We start from the raw sequence: 23,587 nt of genomic DNA, 5'->3' as shown, positions 1-23,587 counted from the left end.
TTGATTGGTTAAGGCTCCCAGTAGACGACTGGGTTGATAGGCCAGATGTGGAAGCCCGGTAACGGGTGGAGCTGACTGGTACTAATAGGCCGAGGGCTTGTCCTCAGTTGCTCGCGTCCACTGTGTTGTTCCCGGGTTGCGAACAGTTATCGCACCGGTTGAACAGCTTCACTACTTAATTGAAAAGTGTGCTTGTTCGCTAGAACCCGATAGGGTTTCGGTGGTCATTGCGTTAGGGAAACGCCCGGTTACATTCCGAACCCGGAAGCTAAGCCTTTCAGCGCCGATGGTACTGCAGGGGGGACCCTGTGGGAGAGTAGGACGCCGCCGAACAATCTTTCAAGGACCCTTGGTCCCAGCGTTCACGCTGGGACCAAGGGTCCTTTTGTTTTTGCCGAAGCGCGTCGGATGTCCGGCTGCGCCAGAATGTCTTGTAGTACCTGATGACAGGAGTCACGCCGATGTCCACCAACTCTCCCGACGATCGTTCGGAGCGCGAGCCGCGTCGCCGGGACGGTGGTGACCGAGGCGGCTTCAGCGGCCGTCGGGACGACCGCGACCGGGATCGTGGACCGCGTCGTGACAACGACCGCGGTGGCTACCGGCGTGACGACAGCCGGCCCACCGGCGGAAGCGGTGGCGGTGGCTTCCGCCGCGACGACCGTGACCGTGATCGGGGACCTCGCCGCGACGACAATCGCGGTGGTGGTTCCGGTGGTGGGTTCCGTCGCGATGACAGCCGTGGTGGTGGGTCTGGCGGTGGGTTCCGTCGGGACGACAGCCGCGGTGGTGGTTCCGGTGGTGGGTTCCGTCGCGATGACCGTGATCGGGATCGTGGGCCGCGTCGGGACGATGACCGTGGTGGGTTCCGTGGGCCGCGTCGTGATGACGACCGTGGTGGGCGTCCTTCGGGTGGTTTCGAGCGTCGGGACGACCGGCCGCGTGGTCCCCGTCGGGATGACGACAGCCGTGGCGGCGGCTACCGCCGCGACGACAACCGTGGTGGCGGCTCCGGTGGTGGGTTCCGTCGCGACGACAGCCGCGGTGGTGGGTCTGGCGGTGGGTTCCGTCGCGATGACCGTGATCGGGATCGTGGGCCGCGTCGGGACGATGACCGTGGTGGGTTCCGTGGGCCGCGTCGTGATGATGACCGTGGTGGGCGTCCTTCGGGTGGTTTCGAGCGTCGGGACGACCGGCCGCGTGGTCCCCGTCGGGATGACGACAGCCGTGGCGGCGGCTACCGCCGCGACGACAACCGTGGTGGCGGCTCCGGTGGTGGGTTCCGTCGCGACGACAGCCGCGGTGGTGGTTCCGGTGGTGGGTTCCGTCGGGATGACAGCCGTGGTGGTGGGTCTGGCGGTGGGTTCCGTCGGGATGACGGCCGTGGTGGTGGTTCCGGTGGTGGGTTCCGTCGCGATGACCGTGATCGGGATCGTGGGCCGCGTCGGGATGACGAGCGTGGTGGGTTCCGTGGGCCGCGTCGTGATGATGACCGTGGTGGGCGTCCTTCGGGTGGTTTCGAGCGTCGGGACGACCGGCCGCGTGGTCCCCGTCGGGATGACGACAGCCGTGGCGGCGGCTACCGCCGCGACGACAACCGCGGTGGTGGTTCCGGTGGTGGGTTCCGTCGCGACGACAGCCGCGGTGGGGGATATCGCGGGCAGCGGGACGATCGTGGGGGCCGGGGTGGTTACCGCGGGCGCGACGACCGTGGTGGGTACGAGCGTCGGGACGACCGGGACCGTGAGCCGATCAAGCGACTTCCGATTCCCGAGGACGTCACCGGTGACGAGATCGACAAGGACGTGCGGCAGGAGCTGATGAGCCTGCCGAAGACCCTGGCCGAGGACGTCTCGCGCAACCTCGTCATGGTGGCCCGGCTGATCGACGAGGACCCGGAGCAGGCGTACGCGTATTCGCGGATCGCTCTCCGGCTGGCCTCGCGGGTGGCCGCGGTGCGTGAGGCGGCCGGGTTCGCCGCGTACGCCACGCAGAAGTACTCGGAGGCGCTGGCGGAGTTCCGGGCCGCCAAGCGGATGACTGGGTCCGTGGAGCTGTGGCCCGTCATGGCCGACTGCGAGCGCGGACTCGGACGGCCCGAGCGGGCGATGGCCATGGCCGGCGAGCCCGAGGTGCAGAAGCTCGACAAGGCCGGACAGGTCGAGATGCGGCTGGTGGCTGCCGGGGCCCGCAGGGACATGGGACAGCTCGACGCGGCCATCGTCACGCTGCAGAGCTCCGAGCTCGCCTCGAACGCCGTGCACCCGTGGACGGCCCGGCTGCGCTACGCGTACGCCGACGCGCTGCTGGCGGCCGGGCGCGAGGACGAGGCGCGTGAGTGGTTCGGGAAGGCCCTGGAGGCGGACAAGGACGGCTCCACCGACGCGTCCGACCGGCTCGCCGAGATGGACGGCGTCGAGTTCGTCGATGCCCTCGACGAGGATGAGGACGAGGACCCGGCCGCGATCGGCACCGACGCGGCTTCCGGGTCCGCTGCCACCGCGAAGGACGACGACAGCGACGACAGTGACGAGAACCGTCCGTCGGAGGCGTAAGGCATGAGAAAGGGCGGCACCCCGGGAGGGGTGCCGCCCTTTTCTGTTGCTGCGGGTCAGTCGAGGTCGAGGCTCCGCAGGACCAGACCGGTGGCCGGCTTGGGGCCGAAGGAGGTCGACTTGCGGGGCATGGTGACTCCCTGCCGGGCGAGGTCCCGGACGACCTCCTCGCGTACCGGATGCATCAGGACCGCCGTCGCGCCGTGACGTTCGGCCTGTTCCACGGCGGCTGCGGTGTCGTGGATGTACGCGATGTGCTCCGGGGCGTCGGGAATCCGCCAGATGTGGTCGAGCAGGGCCGAGTGCAGAACCGTCGCGTCGAGGCTCCGCCAGGCGGCCGGACGGTCGGCGCGAATCGTGCGGGACAGCAGACCGGGGTCGGGACGGTCGACGAGATGGAACCCGCCGTCGCCCGCGAGCAGGAACGCGTTGCCTTCGGCGGCCGCCTCGGCGAGCGCGTCCAGGGCCCGGGGGAGCGGCACGTCCAGGTCGCGGACGCGGAACCGGCCGTCCAGGGCCGCGAGGGCGTCGGCGACCGGGAGGCGGTGCAGCAGCCGGTGTATTGCCCGGACCCGGAGCGGGTAGCGGGCCGTGTCGACGAGGAGGACCAGGCCGAAGTCCCAGGGGCCGGGGGCGGTGTGCTCCTGCTGGAGGCGCAGATAGGTGGCCCAGCGGTGGTGGCCGTCGGCGATCAGAGCCTGGTGGCGGGCGAGATCGGTCTCGATCTCGGCCCGGTCGGCCGGGTCGGTGACCGCCCAGAGCCGGTGGTGGTAGCCGTCCTCGGTCGTGGTGGCGAGCAGCGGCGGGCGGTCCGTGGTCCGCTCGATGACGGCGGTCGCTCCCGGACCGTCCTCGTCGCTGCGGTAGGTGAGCAGCAGTGGTTCGAGGTGGGCGGCGGTGGTGCGCATCAGATCGGCCCGGTCCTCGACGACATGGGCCATCACGTCCTCGTGCGGCAGCACGATGCCGTCGGCGGGCGCGGACAGCGCCAGCGCCCCGACCACGCCGCGTTGCAGTATCTCGGCGTTGCGCTGCTCGTAGACGTACAGCGCGGGCTCGCTGTCCGGTGCGAGGACGCCCTCGGCCAGCCAGTGCTTCAGGGTCTGTGCCGCCTGCTGGTGGCGGGCCGCGGCCGTGTCCGCCTGCGGCAGGATCAGCCGGACGATGTTGTACGGGTCCGCCGACTCCAGGTGGTGCAGACCATCGGGGCGCACGACGACGTCGTACGGCGGTGAGGTCACCGCGGCGAGACTGCCGACCCGCTCGGGAACGTACCGCAGCCCTCGGAACGGAATCAGACGCAGTCCCTGGCCGGCCGGACCTGATGTGTTCATTTCTGCATCGTATGTGTGCGGACGGGATGAGCGATGATCGGAACGAAAAGCATGGGACGAGGAGCGCAAAGAATGAGTCAGGCGAGCAGGACCAGGCCCAGCGGCAGCAGCACCGCTTTGAACGAGGCGTACGACACGGCGCTGCTCGATCTCGACGGCGTGGTGTACGCGGGCGGTCACGCGATCGTGCACGCCGTCGACTCGCTGCGGGTGGCGCGGGACGGCGGGATGCACCTGGCGTACGTGACCAACAACGCCCTGCGGACGCCGGCCGCGGTGGCCGCCCACCTGACCGAACTCGGCGTACCCGCGGAGCCCGCCGATGTGATCACCTCGGCGCAGGCGGTGGCCCGGTTGATGGCCGATCAGCTGCCCGCCGGGTCGCGGGTGCTGGTGGTGGGCGGTGAGGGGCTGCGGGTCGCGCTGCGGGAGCGCGGCCTGGTGCCGGTGGAGTCGGCGGACGACGAGCCGGTCGCGGTGGCGCAGGGGTACGGCGGGCCCGACATGGCCTGGGGGCGGTTCGCCGAGGCCGCGTACGCGATCGCGCGCGGGGTGCCGTGGTTCGCTTCCAACACGGACCTGACGATCCCGAGCGCCCGGGGTATCGCACCGGGCAACGGCGCGGCGGTGGAGGTCGTACGGATCGCCACCGGGGCCGAGCCGCAGGTGGCCGGAAAGCCGCTGCCGCCGATGCACCGGGAGACGGTGCTGCGGACCGGGGCCGAGCGCCCGCTGGTGGTCGGTGACCGGCTGGACACGGACATCGAGGGCGCGTTCAACGGCGGGGTGGACTCGCTGCTGGTGCTGACCGGGGTGACGGACGCGGCGCGACTGGTCGCCGCCCCGCCGGAGCACCGGCCGACGTACGTCGACGCGGATCTGCGGGGGCTGCTGACCGGGCAGCCCGAGGTGGCGGAGAGCGGCGAGGGCTTCGGGTGCGGTGGCTGGACGGCATCGGTGCGCGGGGAGGAACTGGTGCTGGCGGGGGACGGCGACGTACTCGACGGGCTGCGGGCGCTCTGCGGGGCGGCCTGGTCGTACGCGGGGGACGGTTCGTGCGGGCTGGACTCGGGCAAGGCGGTCGCCAGGCTGGGGCTGTGACGCGGCGCTCCCGGCGGGATCGGGGGCTCGCGGCGAAAACAGGGGCTCCCGGCGAGATCGGGGGCTCCCGATGAGGGCGGGGGCTCCCGGCAACACCGACATATAGGAGGGTAGGCTTACCTAACTTGTCCTTGTTCGGTGTGTCGTCGTCCCGCACCCGATCACCTCCGGCTCCGGGAGTACGACCATGCAGCGCCTCACCGCGGACTCGGTGACCCTCGGCTACGACCGGCGGGTCATCGCGGAGAATCTCTCGGTCGAGATTCCCGACAACTCGTTCACGGTGATCGTCGGCCCCAACGCCTGTGGAAAGTCGACCCTGTTGCGCGCGCTCTCGCGGATGCTGAAACCGGACAGCGGGCGGGTGCTCCTGGACGGGCAGGCGATCCACGCGATGCCCGCGAAGAAGGTCGCCAGGACGCTGGGGCTGCTGCCGCAGTCCTCCATCGCGCCGGACGGGATCACCGTCGCCGACCTCGTCGGGCGCGGCCGGTACCCGCACCAGGGGCTGCTGCGCCAGTGGTCGCCGGACGACGAACGCATTGTCGAGGAATCGATGGCGGCGACCGGGGTCGGTGAACTCGCCGATCGCTATGTCGATGAATTGTCCGGCGGCCAGCGGCAACGTGTCTGGATCGCCATGGCGCTCGCGCAGCAGACGCCGCTGCTGCTGCTCGACGAGCCGACGACGTACCTCGACATCCAGCACCAGATAGATGTCCTCGACCTCTGTGCGGAGCTGCACGAGACGCAGGGGCGCACCCTGGTGGCCGTATTGCACGATCTGAACCACGCCGCGCGGTACGCCACCCACCTCGTCGCGATGCGGGAGGGCGAGGTGATCGCGGAAGGGGCGCCGGGCGAGGTGGTCACCGCGGAACTGGTGGAGCGGGTCTTCGGGCTGCGCTGCCGGGTCATCGACGACCCGGAGACCGGAACCCCGCTGGTGGTGCCCGCCGCACGCGGGCCGCGCCCGGCCGGCAGCGGCGGCCGCCCGGTCCCCGCCGCGGCGAGCTGATCCCTACAGCAGCGACCTGAGCCTCAGCAGGTCACGGAAGCCGGCCTCCAGCCGGACCCGGCCCGAACCCCACGCCTTGGCGAAGTTCAGCTCGCCGTCCACCATGGCCACCAGGTCGTCGCCGGTCATCGCGAGCCGGATCTCGGCCTTCTCGCGGGGCGGGCCGTCGACCGTGTCCAGGACCTGGATCCGGCCATCGGCCAGCCGCCCGGTGAAGGTGATGCCGAGGTCCTTGATGTGGCAGCTCAGCGAGCGGTCGAGCGCAGCCGCGCCGCGTACGTCGCCGTCGGCCCCCGCGAGGTTGTCGGAAAGTCTGTCGAGTGCGCTGCGGCACTCCGCCATGGTCGCCATTGTGATCGACGGTACCGCAGCCCTTCGCGGTAGCGTTTCCCGCATGAGCGACTCGATGCCGCAACCGGGGACGGCAGCCGGAACAGTGCCCGGGAGCGGGGCGGAGGACCCGGCCGCCGGGGCCCCGCCCGACCCCGCCGGGCCCGCGCCCCTCGGCGTCGTACGCACGCCCACGGGCAACGCCGGGGTGGACGCCGGGCTGGAGCGTCTCGCCGATGCGGACCACCTCCCGGCGGACGGACACATCGAGGTGTACGAGGATGTACACCGTGGGCTGCGCGAAACGCTGACCTCGCTGGACGCCGGGCCCGCACCCGCACCGGTACCCGCACCGATGCCCTCGTACGACAACAGGAGCTGAACCGAACGTGGCAAGAGTGGCCCGTCGCCGCCTCGACGCCGAGCTGGTACACCGCAAGCTCGCACGCTCGCGCGAGCACGCGAGCCAGCTGATCGCCGCAGGGCGGGTGACCGTCGGGGGGAACACCGCGACCAAACCCGCCACCCAGGTCGAGACCAGCGCCGCCGTCGTCGTGATCGAGGACGACAGCGACCCCGGGTACGTCTCGCGCGGCGGGCACAAGCTCGCGGGCGCCCTCGCCGCCTTCGTCCCCCTCGGGCTGGAGATCGAGGGCCGGCGGGCGCTGGACGCCGGGGCGTCGACCGGTGGTTTCACCGATGTGCTGCTGCGGGCCGGCGCCGGCCATGTCGTCGCCGTCGACGTCGGCTACGGGCAGCTCGCCTGGTCGCTCCGGTCCGACGAGCGCGTCACCGTCAAGGACCGCACCAACGTGCGGGAACTGACGCCGGAGGCGATCGATGGGCAGCCGGTGGACCTGGTGGTCGGCGACCTCTCGTTCATCCCGCTGGGACTCGTCCTGCCCGCCCTGGCCCGCTGCACCGCCCCCGACGCGGACCTGGTCCTCATGGTCAAGCCGCAGTTCGAGGTGGGCAAGGAACGGCTCGGCAGCGGCGGCGTGGTGCGCAGTCCCGAGCTGCGGGCCGAAGCGGTACGGGAAGTGGCGCGCCGGGCCTGGGCGCTGGGGCTCGGAGTGCGGGGGGTGACGGCGAGCCCGCTGCCCGGCCCCGCCGGTAACGTCGAGTACTTTCTCTGGCTGCGGGCAGGAGCACCTGAGCTGGATCCCGCAGATGTCGACCGTGCAGTGGCGGAGGGGCCTCGTTGACGACGAATGCGGCACGAACTGTCTTTCTTCTGGCACACACCGGCCGTCCGGCCGCGATCCGCAGTGCCGAACTGGTCGTACAGGGGCTGCTGCGCAGCGGCCTGGGCGTGCGGGTGCTGGCCACCGAGGCGGCCGATCTGCCGCTGCCGCCGTCCGTCGAGACGGTCACGGACACCACGCCCAGGGCCGTGGACGGCTGCGAACTGCTGATCGTGCTGGGCGGGGACGGCACGCTGCTGCGCGGCGCGGAGTTCTCCCGCGCGTCCGGGGTGCCGATGCTCGGCGTCAACCTCGGCCGGGTCGGCTTCCTCGCCGAGGCCGAACGGGACGACCTGGACAAGGTCGTCGACCGGGTCGTCACCCGGGCCTACCAGGTCGAGGAGCGCATGACCCTCGACGTACTGGTGCACAGCAACGGCGACATCGTGCACACCGACTGGGCGCTCAACGAAGCGGCCGTGCAGAAGGTGTCGCCCGAGCGGATGCTGGAGGTCGTGCTGGAGATCGACGGCCGCCCCGTGACCGGGTTCGGCTGCGACGGGATCGTCTGCGCGACCCCGACCGGATCGACCGCCTACGCCTTCTCGGCGGGCGGTCCCGTCGTCTGGCCCGAGGTCGAGGCGCTGCTGATGGTGCCGATCAGCGCCCACGCGCTGTTCGCCAAGCCGCTGGTGACCTCCCCGACGTCGGTGCTCGCCGTCGAGGTCCAGCAGCACACCCCGCACGGGGTGCTGTGGTGCGACGGCCGCAGGACCGTGGAACTTCCCGCCGGCGCCCGGGTCGAGGTGCGGCGCGGCGCGGTGCCGGTACGGCTGGCGCGGCTGCACCACGCCTCGTTCACCGACCGGCTGGTCGCCAAATTCGCCCTGCCGGTCTCGGGGTGGCGGGGCGCACCGCACTGACCGTCGGACATTCCCCCGGAGGTGTTGCGAATGGGATCGCGATACACGGGAGAGTGACCCCCGGGAGGCGGGGTCCGTCGCACATCGGCGTCCGGACCTCGTAAGGTCGTGTCCGTGTTGGAGGAGATGCGGATACGGTCGCTCGGAGTCATCGACGACGCGGTGGTGGAGCTGTCACCCGGTTTCACCGCTGTGACGGGTGAGACCGGCGCGGGCAAGACCATGGTCGTCACCAGCCTCGGGCTGCTGCTCGGCGGGCGTGCCGACCCCGCCCTGGTACGGATCGGGGCCAAGGCCGCCGTCGTCGAGGGGCGGATCACGGTGTCCGGCGGCGACACCGTCGCCCTGCGGGCCGAGGAGGCCGGGGCCGAGATCGAGGACGGTGCGCTGCTGATCAGCCGTACCGTCTCCGCCGAGGGGCGCTCCCGGGCGCATCTGGGCGGCCGGTCGGTGCCGGTGGGGGTGCTCGCCGAACTCGCCGACGAACTCGTCGCCGTGCACGGCCAGACCGATCAGCAGGGGCTGCTCAAGCCGGCCCGGCAGCGGCAGGCGCTCGACCGCTACGCGGGCGACGGCGTCGCCGGGCCGCACGCGAAGTACGCCGCGGCCTACCGGCGGCTGCGGTCCGTCGTCACGGAGCTCGACGAGCTGACCACGCGGGCCCGGGAACGCGCCCAGGAAGCCGATCTGCTGCGTTTCGGGCTGGGCGAGATCGCCGCCGTCGAACCGCTGGCCGGCGAGGACACCGACCTCGCCGCCGAGGCCGAACGGCTCGGCCACGCCGAGGCGCTCTCCTCCGCCGCGGCTCTCGCGCACACCGCGCTCGCGGGCAATCCGGAAGACCCGGAGGGCATCGACGCCACGACCGTGGTCGCCGCCGCCGGACGCTCCCTGGACGCCGTGCGCGCCCACGACCCGGCACTGGCGGCGCTCGCCGACCGGATCGGCGAGATCTCGATCCTGCTCTCCGACGTGGCCGGCGAACTGGCCGGATACGCCGACCAGTTGGACGCCGATCCGCTGCGGCTCGCCGCGGTGGAGGAGCGCCGCGCCGCGCTCACCGCGCTCACCCGGAAGTACGGCGAGGACATCGGTGCCGTGCTCGCCTGGTCCCAGCAGGGCGCCGCCCGGCTCACCGAGCTGGAGGGCGACGACGACCGGATCGGCGAGCTGACCGCCGAACGCGACGCACTGCGGGACGAACTCTCCGCCCTCGGACAGGCGTTGACCGACGCGCGAAACCGGGCGGCGGCGCTCTTCGCCGAGGCGGTGACCGCGGAGCTGGCCTCGCTGGCCATGCCGCACGCCCGGGTCTCCTTCGACATCCGGCAGACCGAGGCGGCCGACGAGGCGTCCGGCATCGAGATCGACGGGCGCAGCGTGCTCTACGGGCCGTCCGGCGCCGACGAGGTCGAGCTGCTGCTGGCCCCGCACCCCGGCGCCCAGCCCCGGCCGATCGCCAAGGGGGCGTCGGGCGGTGAGCTGTCCCGGGTGATGCTCGCCGTCGAGGTGGTCTTCGCGGGCGCCGACCCCGTACCCACGTACCTCTTCGACGAGGTCGACGCGGGCGTCGGCGGCAAGGCCGCGGTCGAGGTGGGACGGCGGCTCGCCAAGCTCGCCAGGTCCGCCCAGGTCGTCGTCGTCACGCACCTGCCGCAGGTGGCGGCCTTCGCGGACCGGCAGTTGCTGGTCGAGAAGACCGTCGATGGATCGGTGACCAGCAGCGGGGTCACGGTCCTGGAGGGCGAGGACCGGGTGCGGGAGCTCTCCCGGATGCTCGCCGGCCAGGAGGACTCCCAGACGGCACGGGCCCACGCGGAGGAGCTGCTGGCCGCGGCCCGGGCCGACGGGTAGCGGCCCCGCCCGCCGGGAGGCCCCGGAGGGCCGCTGCGTAGGGTGGCGCGCATGGGAGCAGCGTTGAGCAGGGCCGTGAAGTCCGGTGCCGTCGCCGCCGCCGTCGCGGGGGGTGTGTACCGGGCGCTGCGGGCCCGGCCGCGCCCGCACTTGCAGCGCACCAACCACGTGGGCCGGACCGTCGACCTGTACGCGGGCCCGGCCGCCGTCCTCGGCACCGCGGCCGGAGCGGCCGTTCTCCCGCTGCCGGCCCGCACCCGGTGCGCCGCCGTGCTCGCCGTGCTGGCGGCCGGCGGCTGCGGTGCGTACGACGATCTCGCCGGGGCGGACGATCCGCGCCGCGGGTTCCGCGCCCACCTCGGGGCGCTGCGGGACGGCGAGGTGACCTCCGGGACGGTGAAGCTCCTGGGGATCGGGGCCGCCGGGGTCGCGGCCGGTGCGCTGCTCAAGGATCGGCCCGCCGACCGGGTGCTCGCCGCGGTCGTGATCGCCGGGACCGCCCATCTCGTCAACCTGACCGACGTGCGGCCCGCGGCGGCCGCCGCCACCGTACTCGCCCTCGGGGCACCCGGCCTGCCGGGCGGGCTCGCCGCCGCACCGGTGGGTGCCGTGGCCGCGCTCGCCGCCGACGACCTGGGGGAGCGGACCATGCTCGGGGACGCCGGGGCCCATGCCCTGGGGGCCGGTCTCGGGGTCGCGATCGTCGCGGGCCGCGGCCGGGCCGGACTCGCCGCGCATGCCGCGGGGCTGGTCGCCGCGGCGGTGTACGGGGACCGGATCGGCAGCCGGATCGCCCGGACGACGGCGGACCGCTGACGGAGGGGCCGCGGCGGCGGGCGCGGCAACGACAGGCCGGTTTCTCACCCGGGCGAGTGACAGGCCGGGGCCGGTTGTTGCGGTGCGGGCCGCAACGGCGGCTCGATTGTGCCGGAACGCGCGTACGGACTGGCATCCTTGACGGTGCCAAAACCGCCGACTGGGGAACCCCGGGAGCCAATCAACGTGTCACAGCTGCGTACGGTCCAAGTCCTGGGCGGCGGCAGCGCGGGCAGCAGTGCCCACGTCAGCTCGCTCGCCGCGGGACTCGTGGCGAGGGGCGTGCACGTCACCGTCTGCGCCCCGGCCGAACTGGACCGCGCCTACGACTACTCCGGCACGGGCGCCGATTTCGCGCCGGTTCCCCGGCGCAGTGATCCCGCCGCCGTCGCCGCCCTGCGCGCCGCCTGCCTGACAGCGGACGTCGTCCACGCGCACGGACCGCACGCCGCCGTGCGCGCGGCCCTCGCGCTCGGCGGCAGACGCGTCCCGCTGGTCGTCACCTGGCACGCCCGCGCGCACGCCGAAGGGGCCCGCAGCCGGCTGATCGGGCTGATGGAGCGAAGGGCCGCCCGAGCGGCGGCAGTTGTGCTCGGCACGACTTCCGACCTGGTCGACCGGGCCCGGCGCCGGGGCGCGCGCGACGCACGGCTCGCACCGGTCTCCGCCCCCGTCCCCCGACTCCCCGCCACCGCCCACGCGGGCAAGGCACGGGCCGAACTCGGCTCGGTGGAACGGCCGTTGATCATCGCCCGCGGAAGTCTCGTACCGCATCACGGGTACGGGGCACTGCTGGACGCCGCACGGCTGTGGCGCGAGCTGGACCCCGCGCCCCTCCTGGTGATCGTGGGCGAAGGACGTGAACGGGCTGCCCTCCAGCGCCGGATCAGGAACGAGGAGCTGCCCGTACGGCTCATCGGCAGCCGCGACGACCACGCCGAACTGCTCGCCGCGGCGGATCTGGCCGTGCTGTGCAGCAGCTGGGAGGCGCGTTCGGTGTCGGCCCAGGAAGCGCTGCGGCTCGGTGTCCCGCTGGTCGCCACCGCGGTCGGCGGAGTGCCCGAACTCGTGGGTGACGCGGCGGAACTCGTGCCGTACGGCAACGCGGAGGCGCTCGCGCGGGCGGTGGCCAGGCTGCTCGGGGATCCCGGGCGGCGTGCCGAGATGGCGGCAGCCGGGCTCGCGCAGGCCGCGAGCTGGCCGACCGAGGACGACACGATCGCCCAGGTGCTCAGTGTGTACGACGAGTTGACCCAGCCGCTGGTGGCACGGACGCGGTGAGCCGCCGTCCGGCTACGAGGTGTGGCGGCGGGCCCGGAGAGCCAGGCTCAGCGCCAGTACCGCCTGCGGGTCGTCCAGGTCGGTGCCGAGCAGCTCGCCGATGCGGGCCAGCCGGTTGTACAGCGTCTGACGGTTCAGATGGAGCTCGCGCGCCGTCTCCGCCTTGCGCCCCGCATGGGCCAGATACGTCTCCAGCGTCGGCAGCAGCGCCGGGCGCGAGGTGCGGTCGTGATCGCGCAGCGGGCCGATCGCCCGGTCCACGAACGCCGCCAGGTCCGGGTGGTCCCGCAGCCGCCACAGCAGCAGATCGATGTCGAGGCGCCGGGCGTCGTACCAGGGCCGGTCGCTGAGACCGTGCGCGGCCGTCGCCGTCTCGGCGGCGTGCCGCAGCCCCGCGCCGGCCGCCGCCCAGCCACCCGCCACCCCCACCACCACGACCGGCGGATGAGACCCGGCGCGCTCCAGTCCGGCGCGCTCCACACCGGCCCGCAGCGCCGCCGCGACCCGGTCCGCGACCGCCGTGCGCTCCGTCTCGGACCGCAGCCCCAGCAGCACCGGCACCCTGCCCTCCACGGGCCGCACGCCCAGCAGCACCGGCACCCCCACCGACGAGAGTTCCTCCAGAACCGCCCGCGCCAGCAATGCCCAGTTCCCGGACACCGAAAGCTCGGGGGCCAGCCGCATCACCACCGGCAGCAGCGGCATCTCGGCCGGCTTGAAGCCCAGTACGCGGGCTTGCGCGGGCGCGTCCTCCGGCGTGATCCGGCCCTCTGCGAGATCGGTCAGGAAGTCGCCCCGGCCGCGGGCCGCGAGCTCCTCCTCCTGGCGGGCCTGCATCAGCACCACGGCGAGAATGCCCGCGGCCCGTTCCGCCGCCATCCGGTGCACCGTCACCAGCGGCCCGGCCACGGCCAGCAGCACCAGCCTGGCCCGTACCGAACCGGAGCCGGGGCCGCCGCCCGGCACATCCACCAGCACCGAACCGGTGGGCGGGGTCTCGCGCGCCGCCCGCCCGCCGCGCATCCCTTCCCACACCTGGAGCGGATCGGCGCAGACCGGGCCGGAGCCGGGGCCCGCCGCGTACAGCAGCTGGCCGTCCGCCGTCTCCAGGAAGACCGGATTGGCCGCGAAGTCCGCCAGGATGCCGAGCACCTGGGGCACCCCGCCGCCGCCCAGGAGGGCCTCCGTACACCTGCGGTGCACGTCCTCGGCCTGCCGCAGCAGCGCGTAGTGACCGTTGACGATCTCGGTGTGGATCTCCTCGGTCACCGTCACGAACGGCACCTCGCGGTGCAGCTGCACCAGCGGCAGCCCCGCGGCGCGGGCGGCGTCCACTATCGACGCGGGCAGTCTGCTGAAGCGCGGCCCGAGCTCCACCACCAGGGCGGCGATGCCCCGGTCGGCGAGCCTGCGGACGAAGGCACGCTGCTCGGCGGGACGGGTGCCGAGCCCGAGGCCGGTGGTGAGCAGCAGTTCACCGCCCTTGAGCAGCGAGGCGATGTTCGGGACCTCGCCCGCGTGCACCCAGCGCACCGTACGGCTCAGCCGGTCCGCACCGGCCACCACCTCCGGGAGCCCGCCGCGCAGCCCCGGCAGTTCGAGGGCTCGCTGCACGGTGATTCCGCCTTGCGTCTCCACTGGCACTGGCCTCGCGTCTCCACTCGGATCGGACGGCGGTCGCCCTGATCAGGAAGGTACCGGCCCGCAGCGCCCGAGGCGTCGTCGGGGGAGCCACCGGGGCAGCCGTTGACACCGGACGATCGCCGCTGCGATCTTGTGGACGCCGCGCGGTCCGGGCCGACCGGGCCCGGCGTACCGGGCGGCCCCGCATCCGACCGGACCTGGAGCAGACATGGGCGACGACGAAGCGGCACACCGGGACGGTCCGGAGCTTCCCGGCCCGCTGGTGGGGGCCGACTGGCTGGCGCGGCGGCTCGGCCGGCCGGGACTGGTGGTCCTCGACGCCTCGGTCGGCGCGCACCGGGGCGGTGAGCGGCGGCTCCCGGGAGCGCGGGTCTTCGACATCGACGGCGCGCTGTCCGACCACTCCGGCCCGCTGCCCCACACGATGCCCGGGGCCGACCGGTTCACCGAGGAGCTGCGCGCCCTCGGCGTGAACGGCACCGACACCGTCGTCGTGTACGACGGCGCGGGAATCTACTCCGGCGCGCGGGCCTGGTGGATGCTGCGGGCGATGGGCTTCGACCGGGCCGCGGTGCTCGACGGCGGCCTGCCCGCCTGGGCCGCCGCCGGACTGCCGCTGGAGGACACCCGGCCCGGGCCCGCCGCCGCGCCCGGCGACTTCACCGCGCGGCCGCGCCCGGGAATGTTCGTCGGGGCCGAGGAGGTGGCGGCGGCGCTGGCCGACCCCGCGGCGGTGGTCCTCGACGCCCGGGCCCGGGAACGGTTCACCGGTACCGTCGCCGAACCCCGGCCCGGACTGCGCGCCGGGCACATGCCGGGGGCGGTCAGCCTGCCCTTCGGAGAGCTCCAGCACGCCGGGCGGATGCGCCCGGCGCACGAGCTGCGCGCCGTGTTCGCCGCCCTCGCCGGACAGCGCGAGCGGCTGGTCGTCAGCTGCGGCTCGGGCGTCACCGCGTGCGTCCTGGCCCTGGGGGCCGAACTGGCGGGGTACCGCGGACAGGCCGTGTACGACGGGTCCTGGAGCGAATGGGGGCTGCCGTCGGGGCGGCCCGTGGTGACCGGGGCGGACGGGTCTCCGCCCGCCCCGTGAGCCGGGCTCAGCCGACGTACGCCCCGCTCGCCGTCAGCCGCAGCGCCGTGTCGATCAGCGGCACATGGCTGAAGGCCTGCGGGAAGTTGCCCACCTGGCGCTGGAGCCGGGAGTCCCACTCCTCCGCGAGCAGGCCCAGGTCGTTGCGCAGGGACAGCAGCCGCTCGAAGAGCTGGCGGGCCTCGTCGACCCGCCCGATCATCGCCAGGTCGTCCGCCAGCCAGAACGAGCAGGCCAGGAACGCGCCCTCGTCGCCCTCCAGGCCGTCGACGCCCGCGTCCTCGCCCGAGGTGGGGTAGCGCAGCACGAAGCCGTCCTCGGTGGACAGCTCGCGCTGGATCGCCTCGATCGTGCCGATCACGCGCTTGTCGTCCGGGGGCAGGAAGCCCATCTGCGGGATCAGCAGCAGCGAGGCGTCCAGTTCCTTCGAGCCGTAGGACTGGGTGAAGGTGTTGCGCTCCGGGTCGTAGCCCCGCTCGCAGACGTCGCGGTGGATGTCGTCGCGCAGCTCGTGCAGGCGCTCCAGCGGCCCTTCCGCGTCCCCGGACTCGATCAGCTTGATGGTGCGGTCGACGGCGACCCAGGCCATCACCTTCGAGTGCACGAAGTGACGGCGCGGCCCGCGCACCTCCCAGATGCCCTCGTCCGGCTCGTCCCAGTGCTTCTCCAGGTACTCGATCAGCTTGAGCTGGAGGCCGGTCGCGTAGTCGTTGCGGGTCAGGCCGGTCATGTGGGCGAGGTGCAGTGCCTCGGTGACCTCGCCGTACACGTCCAGCTGGAGCTGGCCCGCCGCGCCGTTGCCGACCCGGACCGGGGCCGAGTTCTCGTAGCCGGGCAGCCAGTCCAGCTCGGCCTCGCCCAGCTCGCGCTCGCCCGCGATGCCGTACATGATCTGGAGGTTCTCCGGGTCGCCGGCGACCGCCCGCAGCAGCCACTCGCGCCAGGCGCGGGCCTCCTCGCGGTAGCCGGTGCGCAGCAGCGAGGAGAGGGTGATCGCGGCGTCGCGCAGCCAGGTGTAGCGGTAGTCCCAGTTCCGGGAGCCGCCGATGTCCTCCGGCAGGGAGGTGGTCGGCGCGGCGACGATGCCGCCGGTCGGCGCGTACGTCAGGGCCTTGAGGGTGATCAGCGAGCGGACCACGGCCTCGCGGTAGGGCCCGTGGTACGTGCACTGCTCGACCCATTCGCGCCAGAAGTCCGCCGTCGCGTCCAGCGAACCGTCCGGGTCCGGCAGTCCGGGCGGCTCGTGGTGCGAGGGCTGCCAGCTGATCGTGAACGCGATCCGGTCACCCGGTGCGACCGTGAAGTCGGAGTACGTCGTGAGGTTCTCGCCGTAGGTCTCGGCGGGGGTGTCCAGCCAGACGGAGTCGGGGCCGGCGACGGCGACCGTGCGGCCGTCGACCTTGTGCACCCATGGGGTGACCCGTCCGTAGCTGAACCGCATGCGCAGCTCGGAGCGCATGGGCACCCGGCCGCTGATCCCTTCCACGATCCGGATCACCTGCGGCGCACCGTCACGCGGCGGCATGAAATCGGTCACTCTGACCGTTCCGCGCGGTGTGTCCCACTCCGATTCCAGGATGAGGGAGTCCCCGCGGTAGCGGCGGCGGTCCGCGGCCGGCGGCTGCGTCCCGTCCGCCCGTGCCGGACCCAGGCGCCAGAAGCCGTGCTCCTCGGTACCCAGCAGTCCCGCGAAGACGGCGTGCGAATCGAAGCGGGGAAGGCACAGCCAGTCCACTGTGCCGTCCCGGCAGACCAGGGCGGCGGTCTGCATGTCTCCGATGAGTGCGTAATCCTCGATGCGCCCGGCCACGTGCATCTCCAGTCGAACGGCCTTGTCGCCCCGTAGGGCATTACTGCGGGTCAAGAGGTCGTCGCAAGGGGTTTTGGTGGGGGATCCTGCGAACAAGTCACCTCGCCCGGGGCAAGTGTCCGAGCAGGATACGACGCACCTGGATGATCTGCGCGACGGTCTCAGCAACAGGTCTTACCCGAACGGGTGTGTGTACGAGCACTCGTGGTGATCATGCGAGGTGAGTGCCCGGATGCTGCCGGAAGCGGGCTCCCGTCGGCGCTGATACCCTGGTAGCCCGTGGACCGGTGGTCGTCCGCAACCGCAGACGAGGCCCCCGAACCGCAGCGACGGCGCCTCCGGAGTCTCCGGACGAAAACGCCGGTACGCACCTCACGATCGCGACCACGGGAGCCCCCTTTGGCTATGCAGCCCACATCCACGACGACCAAGCACATCTTCGTCACCGGGGGTGTCGCCTCATCCCTCGGCAAGGGTCTGACTGCCTCCAGCCTCGGTGCCCTGCTCAAGGCGCGCGGCCTTCGGGTCACCATGCAGAAGCTCGACCCCTACCTCAACGTCGACCCGGGCACGATGAACCCGTTCCAGCACGGTGAGGTGTTCGTCACCAACGACGGCGCCGAGACCGACCTGGACATCGGCCACTACGAGCGGTTCCTCGACGTCGACCTCGACGGCTCCGCCAACGTCACCACCGGCCAGGTCTACTCGCAGGTGATCGCCAAGGAGCGGCGCGGCGAGTACCTGGGCGACACCGTGCAGGTCATCCCGCACATCACCAACGAGATCAAGCACCGCATCCGCCGCATGGCCACCGACGACGTCGACGTCGTCATCACCGAGGTCGGCGGCACGGTCGGCGACATCGAGTCGCTGCCCTTCCTGGAGACCGTCCGCCAGGTCCGCCACGAGGTCGGCCGGGACAACGTCTTCGTCGTGCACATCTCGCTGCTGCCCTACATCGGCCCGTCCGGCGAGCTCAAGACCAAGCCCACCCAGCACTCGGTGGCCGCGCTGCGCAACATCGGTATCCAGCCGGACGCCATCGTGCTGCGCGCCGACCGTGACGTACCGACCGCCATCAAGCGCAAGATCTCGCTGATGTGCGACGTCGACGAGGCCGCCGTGGTGGCCTGCGTGGACGCCAAGTCGATCTACGACATCCCGAAGGTGCTGCACACCGAGGGTCTGGACGCCTACGTCGTGCGCAAGCTCGACCTGCCGTTCCGCGACGTCGACTGGAGGACGTGGGACGACCTGCTGGACCGCGTCCACAACCCCGACCACGAGATCACCGTCGCGCTCGTCGGCAAGTACATCGACCTGCCCGACGCCTACCTCTCGGTGACCGAGGCCATCCGGGCCGGCGGCTTCGCCAACAAGGCGCGGGTCAAGGTCAAGTGGGTCGCCTCGGACGACTGCAAGACCCCGGCGGGTGCCGCGAAGCAGCTCGGTGACGTCGACGCGATCTGCGTCCCCGGCGGCTTCGGCGACCGCGGTGTCAACGGCAAGATCGGCGCCATCCAGTACGCCCGCGAGAACAAGGTGCCGCTGCTCGGCCTCTGCCTCGGCCTCCAGTGCATCGTCATCGAGGCCGCGCGCAACCTCGCCGAGATCCCCGACGCCAACTCCACCGAGTTCGACGCCGCCACCTCGCACCCCGTCATCTCGACGATGGAGGAGCAGCTGGCGTACGTCGAGGGCGCGGGCGACCTGGGCGGCACCATGCGGCTCGGCCTGTACCCGGCGAAGCTCGCCGAGGGCTCGCTGGTCCGTGAGGCGTACGAGGGCGAGCCGTACGTGGAGGAGCGTCACCGCCACCGCTACGAGGTCAACAACGCCTACCGGGCGGAGCTGGAGAAGAAGGCCGGGCTGGTCTTCTCCGGCACCTCCCCGGACAACAAGCTCGTCGAGTACGTCGAGTACCCGCGCGAGATCCACCCCTACCTGGTCGCCACCCAGGCGCACCCGGAGCTCCGGTCCCGGCCGACCCGCCCGCACCCCCTCTTCGCCGGCCTGGTGAAGGCGGCCGTCGCGCGCAAGACGGGCGCCGCGGCCGGTGACGGCAAGGGCAAGCAGTCGGGCAAGTAGTCCGGCGCCGCACAGGCGTTAACGTTGACCGGGGTACGCGTCCTTCGAAGGACGCGTACCCCGGTTTCTGTTTTTCGTGGGAGGACGTAGATGGGTTTCCAGGACACGCCCGAGGAGTGGCAGGTCACCTCGACCGAGACACCCTTCGCCGGCAACAAGACCAGCGTCCGCACCGACGAAGTGGTGATGCCGGACGGCACGGTCGTACGCCGCGACTACCAGGTCCACCCGGGCTCGGTCGCCGTGCTCGCGCTCGACGAGGACAACCGGGTCGTGGTGCTGCGGCAGTACCGCCACCCGGTGCGCCACAAGCTCTGGGAGATCCCGGCCGGACTGCTCGACGTCCCCGGGGAGAACCCGCTGCACGCGGCGCAGCGGGAGCTCTACGAGGAGGTGTACGTCAAGGCCGAGGACTGGCGGGTGCTGACCGACGTCTACACCACACCGGGCGGCTGCGACGAGGCCGTACGGATCTTCCTGGCCCGTGGTCTCTCCGAGGCCGACGGGGAGCGCTTCGAGGTCTCGGAGGAGGAGGCCGACATGGAGCTGGCCCGGGTGCCGCTCCAGGAGCTGGTGCGGGGCGTGCTCGCGGGGGAGCTGCACAACAACTGCCTCGTGGTGGGCGTGCTCTCGCTCGCGGCGGTGCTCGCCGGTGACGGGATCGATTCGCTGCGCCCGGCCGACGCGCCGTGGCCGGCCCGTCCGTTCGAGGCCTGACGGGCCTCGGAACCACCGGACGGCGCACCCCGAGGCCCTTTGATCGGACAAGATGCTGATCCGATCGGGGGACCTCGGTGCCGTGCTCGGTCGTGCTCCAGGGAAATCGCCCGCACGCCTGAACTACGCTCACAATGCCCTGACCGGAGTCCCGGCGGGCGACGCGTGCAGCGAAGTGGAGCGTGGCCCGTGACGGATCAGGCGGTGGACACCAGCGGCCCGGCCGAGGCAGCGGGAACCAAGGAGCCGTCCGGTACCGCCCCACCCCGATTCTTCGGCCGCGCCCACGAGTTGAAGGCGCTGCGGGCCGACATCGAACGGGCCGGCCTGGACACCCTGGCCGGCCGCAAGGCCGCCCGCGCCCGCGTCCTGCTGATCGCCGGACGCCCCGGCTCCGGACGCACCGCGCTCGCCGGTGAGCTCACCCGGAGACTGCTCGCCGAGGGCGACCACCCCGACGGACTGTTCCGGGTCAGGCTCACCGACCCCGGCGGCGCCCCGGTGCCCACCGAACGCACCGCCCGCGAGCTGCTCGACCGGATGGGGGTGACCGGGCCGCCCGGCGCGGACGGGGACGAGCTCTCCGGGATGGTCCGCGACGAGCTCGCCGGACGCCGCGCCCTGCTGCTCCTGGACGACGCGGTGGACGCGGAACAGGTCGACCCGCTGCTCCCCGACAACCCGGACTGCCTGGTCGTCGCCACCTCCGAGGGCCCGCTGACCGGCATCCCGGACGTCCGCCCCTGCACCATCGGCGGCCTGGACGCGGGCTCCGCCGTGCGGCTGCTCGCCCGCACCATCGGCGAGGTCAGGATCACCGTCGATCCTCGGACCGCCGAGACCCTCGCCGAGGAGTGCGGCGGACTGCCGGCCGCCCTGGTGATGGTCGCCGGCTGGCTCGCCGCCCGGCCCATGGCGTCGGTCGCCGATGTCACCAAGCAGCTGCGCGAACTGCCGGACGACACCGAGCAGTCCACCAACTCCCGGCCGCTGGCCCGCGCCTTCCGGCTGGTCCACGAATCGCTGCCGCCGACCGCCGCCCGGATACTGCGGCTGCTCGCCCTCGCCCCCGCCGGACTCGCCGACGCCCACACCGCGTCCGCGCTGGCCGGCTGCTCCGTCTCGGCCGCCCAGACGACCCTCGACGACTTCGTGGCCCTGGGGCTGCTGCACACCAACGGGGCGGACCAGCCGCAGTACGAGGTGCCCGGCTGTCTCGCACCGCTGCTGCGGGCGCTGCTGGAGGCCATGGACCGGCCGGCGGAGGTCCAGCTGGCCAGGGCCCGGATGCTGGAGCGCACCGTACGGCTGCTCCAGTCCTGCCGGGCGGTCACCGAACCCGAGGGCTCACCGGCCCGCCGCAAGCTCGCCGGGCTTCCCCGCTCGCTGCGCTTCCCCAACCCCGAGGCGGCCGCCGAATGGCTGCGGATCCGTCGGCCGGCCCTGCTGGCCTCGGCCCGGATCGCCGTGGAGGACGGTGAACTCGACACCCTGGCAAGGCGGTTGGTGTCCGCGCTGGTGCGGTCGCTGGCCGTGCACCAAGGCACCGAGGCCGCCGCCCCCGAGCTGTACGGGCTGCACGGCCTGGTGCTGGCCGTCGCGGAGCGGCGCGAGCTGCCGCGCGAGCGGGCCGCCGCGCTGCTCAACCTCGCCGACCTCGACGCCAGGACCGGCCGCACCCGGGAGGCGCTGGCCCGCTACCGGGCCGCGCTGGACGCCGGACGGGCCGCGAAGGACCCGTACGCCACCGGCCGCGCGATGGAATCCGTAGGCGGCGCCTATGCCGAGCTGGGGGACTTCCAGCGGGCCTCCGACTGGTACGGCCGCGCGCTGGCGCAGCGGCTCACCCAGGGGGAGCGGGCCGACGAGGCGCGGCTGTACGGGCGGCTCGGCGCCGTCCACACCTATGCCGGGCGGTACGGCGAGGCGCTGCGGAACTGGCGCGCCGCGGCGGCCGGGTACCGCAGGCTCGGCGACGTGCCGGCCCAGGCGCGGGCGCTCAGCGAGGCGGCGCGGGTGCAGGAGTACGCGGGCCGGCCGCACGAGTCCCTGCACACCTGCCAGGAGGCCGTCGAGTGGGCCAGGCGGGCCGGTGACGTACGGCTCCAGGCGGCGCTGGAGCTCCGGCTGGCGGACACGCTCGAAAGGCTCGGCGACCCGGCCGCGGCCGGGCTGCACCGGGGTCTGGCCGACAGATTGCTGGGTCAGGAGGGTATGACCTGCGAAATCCGTAGTGCGGCGACTGAAAATTAATGCTTTGTAAGGCTAGACAGCACGAAACCCTTCATTAGACTGGCTCTGCCGCGTGTGTTCGCGGTGTCTCCATTTACGTAGTGTCTATCCGGGTATGTATGGCTATGTCCGGATAACCCCTCTGAGTCAAGGACCGTGATCGACGTGAAGGTCGGCATCCCCCGCGAAGTCAAGAACAACGAGTTCCGCGTGGCGATCACGCCTGCCGGTGTGCACGAGCTCGTCCGCCACGGCCACCAGGTCGTCGTCGAGGAGAACGCCGGGGCCGGCTCCTCCATCACGGACGAGGAGTACGTCGCCGCCGGGGCGCAGATCCTCCCCACCGCCGACGAGGTCTGGGCCACCGCCGACCTGCTGCTCAAGGTCAAGGAGCCGGTGGCCGAGGAGTACCACCGCCTCCGCAAGGACCAGACGCTCTTCACCTACCTGCACCTCGCCGCCTCCCGCGAGTGCACCGACGCGCTGGTCGAGTCGGGCACCACGGCCATCGCCTACGAGACGGTCGAGACCGCCAGTCGCGCGCTCCCGCTGCTCGCCCCGATGTCCGAGGTCGCGGGCCGGCTGGCCCCGCAGGTCGGCGCCTACCACCTGATGCGCTCGGTCGGTGGCCGCGGCGTGCTGCCGGGCGGCGTCCCGGGCACGGCGCCCGCCGAAGCCGTTGTCATCGGCGGCGGTGTCTCCGGCTGGAACGCCACGCAGATCGCCGTCGGTCTCGGCTTCCACGTCACGCTGCTCGACAAGGACATCAACAAGCTCCGCGAGGCCGACAAGGTCTTCGGTACCAGGGTGAAGACCGTTGTCTCCAACGCCTTCGAGCTGGAGAAGGCCGTCATCGAGGCCGACCTCGTCGTGGGCGCCGTGCTGATCCCCGGCGCGAAGGCGCCGAAGCTGGTCACCAACGAGCTCGTCGCCAAGATGAAGCCCGGAAGTGTACTTGTCGACATTGCAATCGATCAGGGCGGTTGCTTCGAGGACTCGCACCCGACGACGCACGCCGAGCCGACCTTCATGGTCCACAACTCGGTGTTCTACTGCGTCGCGAACATGCCGGGCGCGGTCCCGAACACTTCGACGTACGCCCTCACCAACGCCACGCTCCCGTACATCGTGGAACTGGCCAACCGCGGCTGGGCCGAGGCGCTGCGCCGCGACGCCGCGCTGGCCAAGGGCCTCAACACCCATGACGGGCAGGTCGTTTACCGCGAGGTGGCCGAGGCGCACGGCCTGGAGCACGTCGAGCTGAGCTCGCTCCTCGGCTGACGGGTCAACCCCTTTCGTCAACCTCGTGCGTACGGCCGGACCTTGCCGAGCAAGGTCCGGCCGTACGCATGTCGGGCCCCCTCGGCGGCCCCGTTCAACTCGTCTCGAACGTAACCCTTTAACCGATTCGTACACCCGTTAAATCTGCGCCCCGGTGGCCGCACGCCCTTGACAGGGGCGTGTTCGATTGCCGACACATCGGGCCGGGTCCGGCGGATTGTGTTGCTGCGGAGCGGTGACACGCCATAGAGTCGCCAATCGTCGGCATGGTGCCACGCTGACCTATCGATAAGTTTCCTGGTCACGTCCAAGGAGGTAAGACGACT

19 protein-coding genes and 2 rRNA genes are annotated in these 23,587 nt (G+C 72.3%); 17 read left to right on the top strand and 4 right to left on the bottom strand.

Translation table 11 applies throughout. The features are described from left to right. The 4 genes from AADR41_RS06825 to AADR41_RS06810 all read left to right on the top strand — a co-directional run. Positions 1 to 105, top strand: a 23S ribosomal RNA gene (locus tag AADR41_RS06825); the annotation flags it as partial. A gap of 111 nt (positions 106 to 216) precedes the next feature. Then, positions 217 to 333, top strand: a 5S ribosomal RNA gene (gene rrf / locus AADR41_RS06820). A gap of 186 nt (positions 334 to 519) precedes the next feature. Beyond that, entirely contained in the window at positions 520 to 1,821 is a 1,302-nt protein-coding gene (locus AADR41_RS06815) for a hypothetical protein (RefSeq protein ID WP_342280456.1), read from the top strand. Next, on the top strand, positions 1,821 to 2,555 hold the full coding sequence (locus tag AADR41_RS06810) for a tetratricopeptide repeat protein (RefSeq protein ID WP_342280455.1): 735 nt from the start codon (positions 1,821 to 1,823) through the stop codon (positions 2,553 to 2,555). Before AADR41_RS06815 ends, AADR41_RS06810 begins: the two co-directional genes overlap by 1 nt. Positions 2,556 to 2,611: 56 nt before the next feature. Here the strand turns inward: AADR41_RS06810 and AADR41_RS06805 are convergent, their stop codons facing one another. After that, positions 2,612 to 3,889 (bottom strand): DUF1015 domain-containing protein, encoded by a 1,278-nt coding sequence (locus AADR41_RS06805; protein ID WP_342280454.1) that lies wholly within the window; start codon positions 3,887 to 3,889, stop codon positions 2,612 to 2,614. A gap of 72 nt (positions 3,890 to 3,961) precedes the next feature. Between AADR41_RS06805 and AADR41_RS06800 the strand changes: the two genes are divergently transcribed. Next, on the top strand, positions 3,962 to 4,990 hold the full coding sequence (locus tag AADR41_RS06800) for an HAD hydrolase-like protein (RefSeq protein ID WP_342280453.1): 1,029 nt from the start codon (positions 3,962 to 3,964) through the stop codon (positions 4,988 to 4,990). Positions 4,991 to 5,177: 187 nt separating this feature from the next. Then, positions 5,178 to 6,008, top strand: a complete 831-nt coding sequence (locus AADR41_RS06795; RefSeq protein WP_342280452.1) for an ABC transporter ATP-binding protein — start codon at positions 5,178 to 5,180, stop codon at positions 6,006 to 6,008. 3 nt (positions 6,009 to 6,011) lie between these two features. Here AADR41_RS06795 and AADR41_RS06790 read toward each other — a convergent pair whose 3' ends face one another. Continuing rightward, positions 6,012 to 6,359 carry an SCP2 sterol-binding domain-containing protein gene (locus AADR41_RS06790; protein WP_342280451.1) on the bottom strand — a complete coding sequence of 116 codons (348 nt, stop codon included), beginning with the start codon at positions 6,357 to 6,359 and terminating at the stop codon, positions 6,012 to 6,014. Positions 6,360 to 6,402: 43 nt separating this feature from the next. Between AADR41_RS06790 and AADR41_RS06785 the strand changes: the two genes are divergently transcribed. The 6 genes from AADR41_RS06785 to AADR41_RS06760 all read left to right on the top strand — a co-directional run bounded on the left by AADR41_RS06785 (position 6,403) and on the right by AADR41_RS06760 (position 12,396). After that, positions 6,403 to 6,720 carry a hypothetical protein gene (locus AADR41_RS06785; protein WP_342280450.1) on the top strand — a complete coding sequence of 106 codons (318 nt, stop codon included), beginning with the start codon at positions 6,403 to 6,405 and terminating at the stop codon, positions 6,718 to 6,720. Positions 6,721 to 6,727: 7 nt separating this feature from the next. Beyond that, a complete protein-coding gene (locus AADR41_RS06780) occupies positions 6,728 to 7,543 on the top strand; it encodes a TlyA family RNA methyltransferase (protein WP_342280449.1) in 816 nt (271 codons plus the stop codon). Then, positions 7,540 to 8,445 carry an NAD kinase gene (locus tag AADR41_RS06775; RefSeq protein WP_342280448.1) on the top strand — a complete coding sequence of 302 codons (906 nt, stop codon included), beginning with the start codon at positions 7,540 to 7,542 and terminating at the stop codon, positions 8,443 to 8,445. Before AADR41_RS06780 ends, AADR41_RS06775 begins: the two co-directional genes overlap by 4 nt. A 108-nt stretch (positions 8,446 to 8,553) precedes the next feature. After that, positions 8,554 to 10,299: a DNA repair protein RecN gene (gene recN / locus AADR41_RS06770; protein WP_342280447.1), complete on the top strand. Its 1,746-nt coding sequence runs from the start codon at positions 8,554 to 8,556 to the stop codon at positions 10,297 to 10,299. 51 nt (positions 10,300 to 10,350) lie between these two features. Beyond that, positions 10,351 to 11,115 carry a hypothetical protein gene (locus AADR41_RS06765; protein WP_342280446.1) on the top strand — a complete coding sequence of 255 codons (765 nt, stop codon included), beginning with the start codon at positions 10,351 to 10,353 and terminating at the stop codon, positions 11,113 to 11,115. Between the two features lie 186 nt (positions 11,116 to 11,301). After that, positions 11,302 to 12,396: a glycosyltransferase family 4 protein gene (locus tag AADR41_RS06760; protein WP_342280445.1), complete on the top strand. Its 1,095-nt coding sequence runs from the start codon at positions 11,302 to 11,304 to the stop codon at positions 12,394 to 12,396. Positions 12,397 to 12,408: 12 nt separating this feature from the next. Here the strand turns inward: AADR41_RS06760 and AADR41_RS06755 are convergent, their stop codons facing one another. Beyond that, the gene (locus AADR41_RS06755; RefSeq protein ID WP_342280444.1) at positions 12,409 to 14,034 is read right to left on the bottom strand and encodes a PucR family transcriptional regulator; all 1,626 of its coding nucleotides are present in this window, start codon (positions 14,032 to 14,034) and stop codon (positions 12,409 to 12,411) included. A 214-nt stretch (positions 14,035 to 14,248) separates the two neighbouring features. On the opposite strand from AADR41_RS06755, the gene AADR41_RS06750 reads away from it, so the two are divergent. Next, positions 14,249 to 15,130: a sulfurtransferase gene (locus tag AADR41_RS06750; RefSeq protein ID WP_342280443.1), complete on the top strand. Its 882-nt coding sequence runs from the start codon at positions 14,249 to 14,251 to the stop codon at positions 15,128 to 15,130. 7 nt (positions 15,131 to 15,137) lie between these two features. Here AADR41_RS06750 and AADR41_RS06745 read toward each other — a convergent pair whose 3' ends face one another. Then, the gene (locus AADR41_RS06745) at positions 15,138 to 16,940 is read right to left on the bottom strand and encodes a glycoside hydrolase family 15 protein (RefSeq protein WP_342280442.1); all 1,803 of its coding nucleotides are present in this window, start codon (positions 16,938 to 16,940) and stop codon (positions 15,138 to 15,140) included. 405 nt (positions 16,941 to 17,345) lie between these two features. On the opposite strand from AADR41_RS06745, the gene AADR41_RS06740 reads away from it, so the two are divergent. The 4 genes from AADR41_RS06740 to ald all read left to right on the top strand — a co-directional run bounded on the left by AADR41_RS06740 (position 17,346) and on the right by ald (position 23,261). Next, the gene (locus AADR41_RS06740) at positions 17,346 to 19,031 is read left to right on the top strand and encodes a CTP synthase (RefSeq protein WP_342280441.1); all 1,686 of its coding nucleotides are present in this window, start codon (positions 17,346 to 17,348) and stop codon (positions 19,029 to 19,031) included. A 90-nt stretch (positions 19,032 to 19,121) separates the two neighbouring features. Continuing rightward, the gene (locus tag AADR41_RS06735) at positions 19,122 to 19,748 is read left to right on the top strand and encodes an NUDIX hydrolase (protein ID WP_342280440.1); all 627 of its coding nucleotides are present in this window, start codon (positions 19,122 to 19,124) and stop codon (positions 19,746 to 19,748) included. A gap of 189 nt (positions 19,749 to 19,937) precedes the next feature. Then, positions 19,938 to 22,001 (top strand): tetratricopeptide repeat protein, encoded by a 2,064-nt coding sequence (locus AADR41_RS06730; protein WP_342280439.1) that lies wholly within the window; start codon positions 19,938 to 19,940, stop codon positions 21,999 to 22,001. 144 nt (positions 22,002 to 22,145) lie between these two features. Beyond that, entirely contained in the window at positions 22,146 to 23,261 is a 1,116-nt protein-coding gene (ald, locus tag AADR41_RS06725; protein ID WP_342280464.1) for an alanine dehydrogenase, read from the top strand. Positions 23,262 to 23,587 lie beyond the last annotated feature (326 nt).

It is taken from the genome of Streptomyces sp. CLV115, from assembly GCF_038448545.1.
In the GTDB taxonomy this organism is placed as follows: Bacteria; Actinomycetota; Actinomycetes; order Streptomycetales; family Streptomycetaceae; genus Streptomyces; species Streptomyces sanglieri.
Note: the sequence above shows the minus strand (reverse complement) of the source record. Positions and strands in the feature narration are given on the sequence as shown.

Coding starts and splice junctions, on each gene's coding strand:
- AADR41_RS06735 (WP_342280440.1), top strand. CDS start 19,122: ATGGGTTTCCAGGACACGCCCGAGGAGTGGCAGGTCACCTCGACCGAG.
- AADR41_RS06740 (WP_342280441.1), top strand. CDS start 17,346: ATGCAGCCCACATCCACGACGACCAAGCACATCTTCGTCACCGGGGGT.
- AADR41_RS06785 (WP_342280450.1), top strand. CDS start 6,403: ATGAGCGACTCGATGCCGCAACCGGGGACGGCAGCCGGAACAGTGCCC.
- AADR41_RS06765 (WP_342280446.1), top strand. CDS start 10,351: ATGGGAGCAGCGTTGAGCAGGGCCGTGAAGTCCGGTGCCGTCGCCGCC.
- AADR41_RS06805 (WP_342280454.1), bottom strand. CDS start 3,889: ATGAACACATCAGGTCCGGCCGGCCAGGGACTGCGTCTGATTCCGTTC.
- AADR41_RS06810 (WP_342280455.1), top strand. CDS start 1,821: ATGAGCCTGCCGAAGACCCTGGCCGAGGACGTCTCGCGCAACCTCGTC.
- AADR41_RS06800 (WP_342280453.1), top strand. CDS start 3,962: ATGAGTCAGGCGAGCAGGACCAGGCCCAGCGGCAGCAGCACCGCTTTG.
- AADR41_RS06790 (WP_342280451.1), bottom strand. CDS start 6,359: ATGGCGACCATGGCGGAGTGCCGCAGCGCACTCGACAGACTTTCCGAC.
- AADR41_RS06750 (WP_342280443.1), top strand. CDS start 14,249: ATGGGCGACGACGAAGCGGCACACCGGGACGGTCCGGAGCTTCCCGGC.
- AADR41_RS06795 (WP_342280452.1), top strand. CDS start 5,178: ATGCAGCGCCTCACCGCGGACTCGGTGACCCTCGGCTACGACCGGCGG.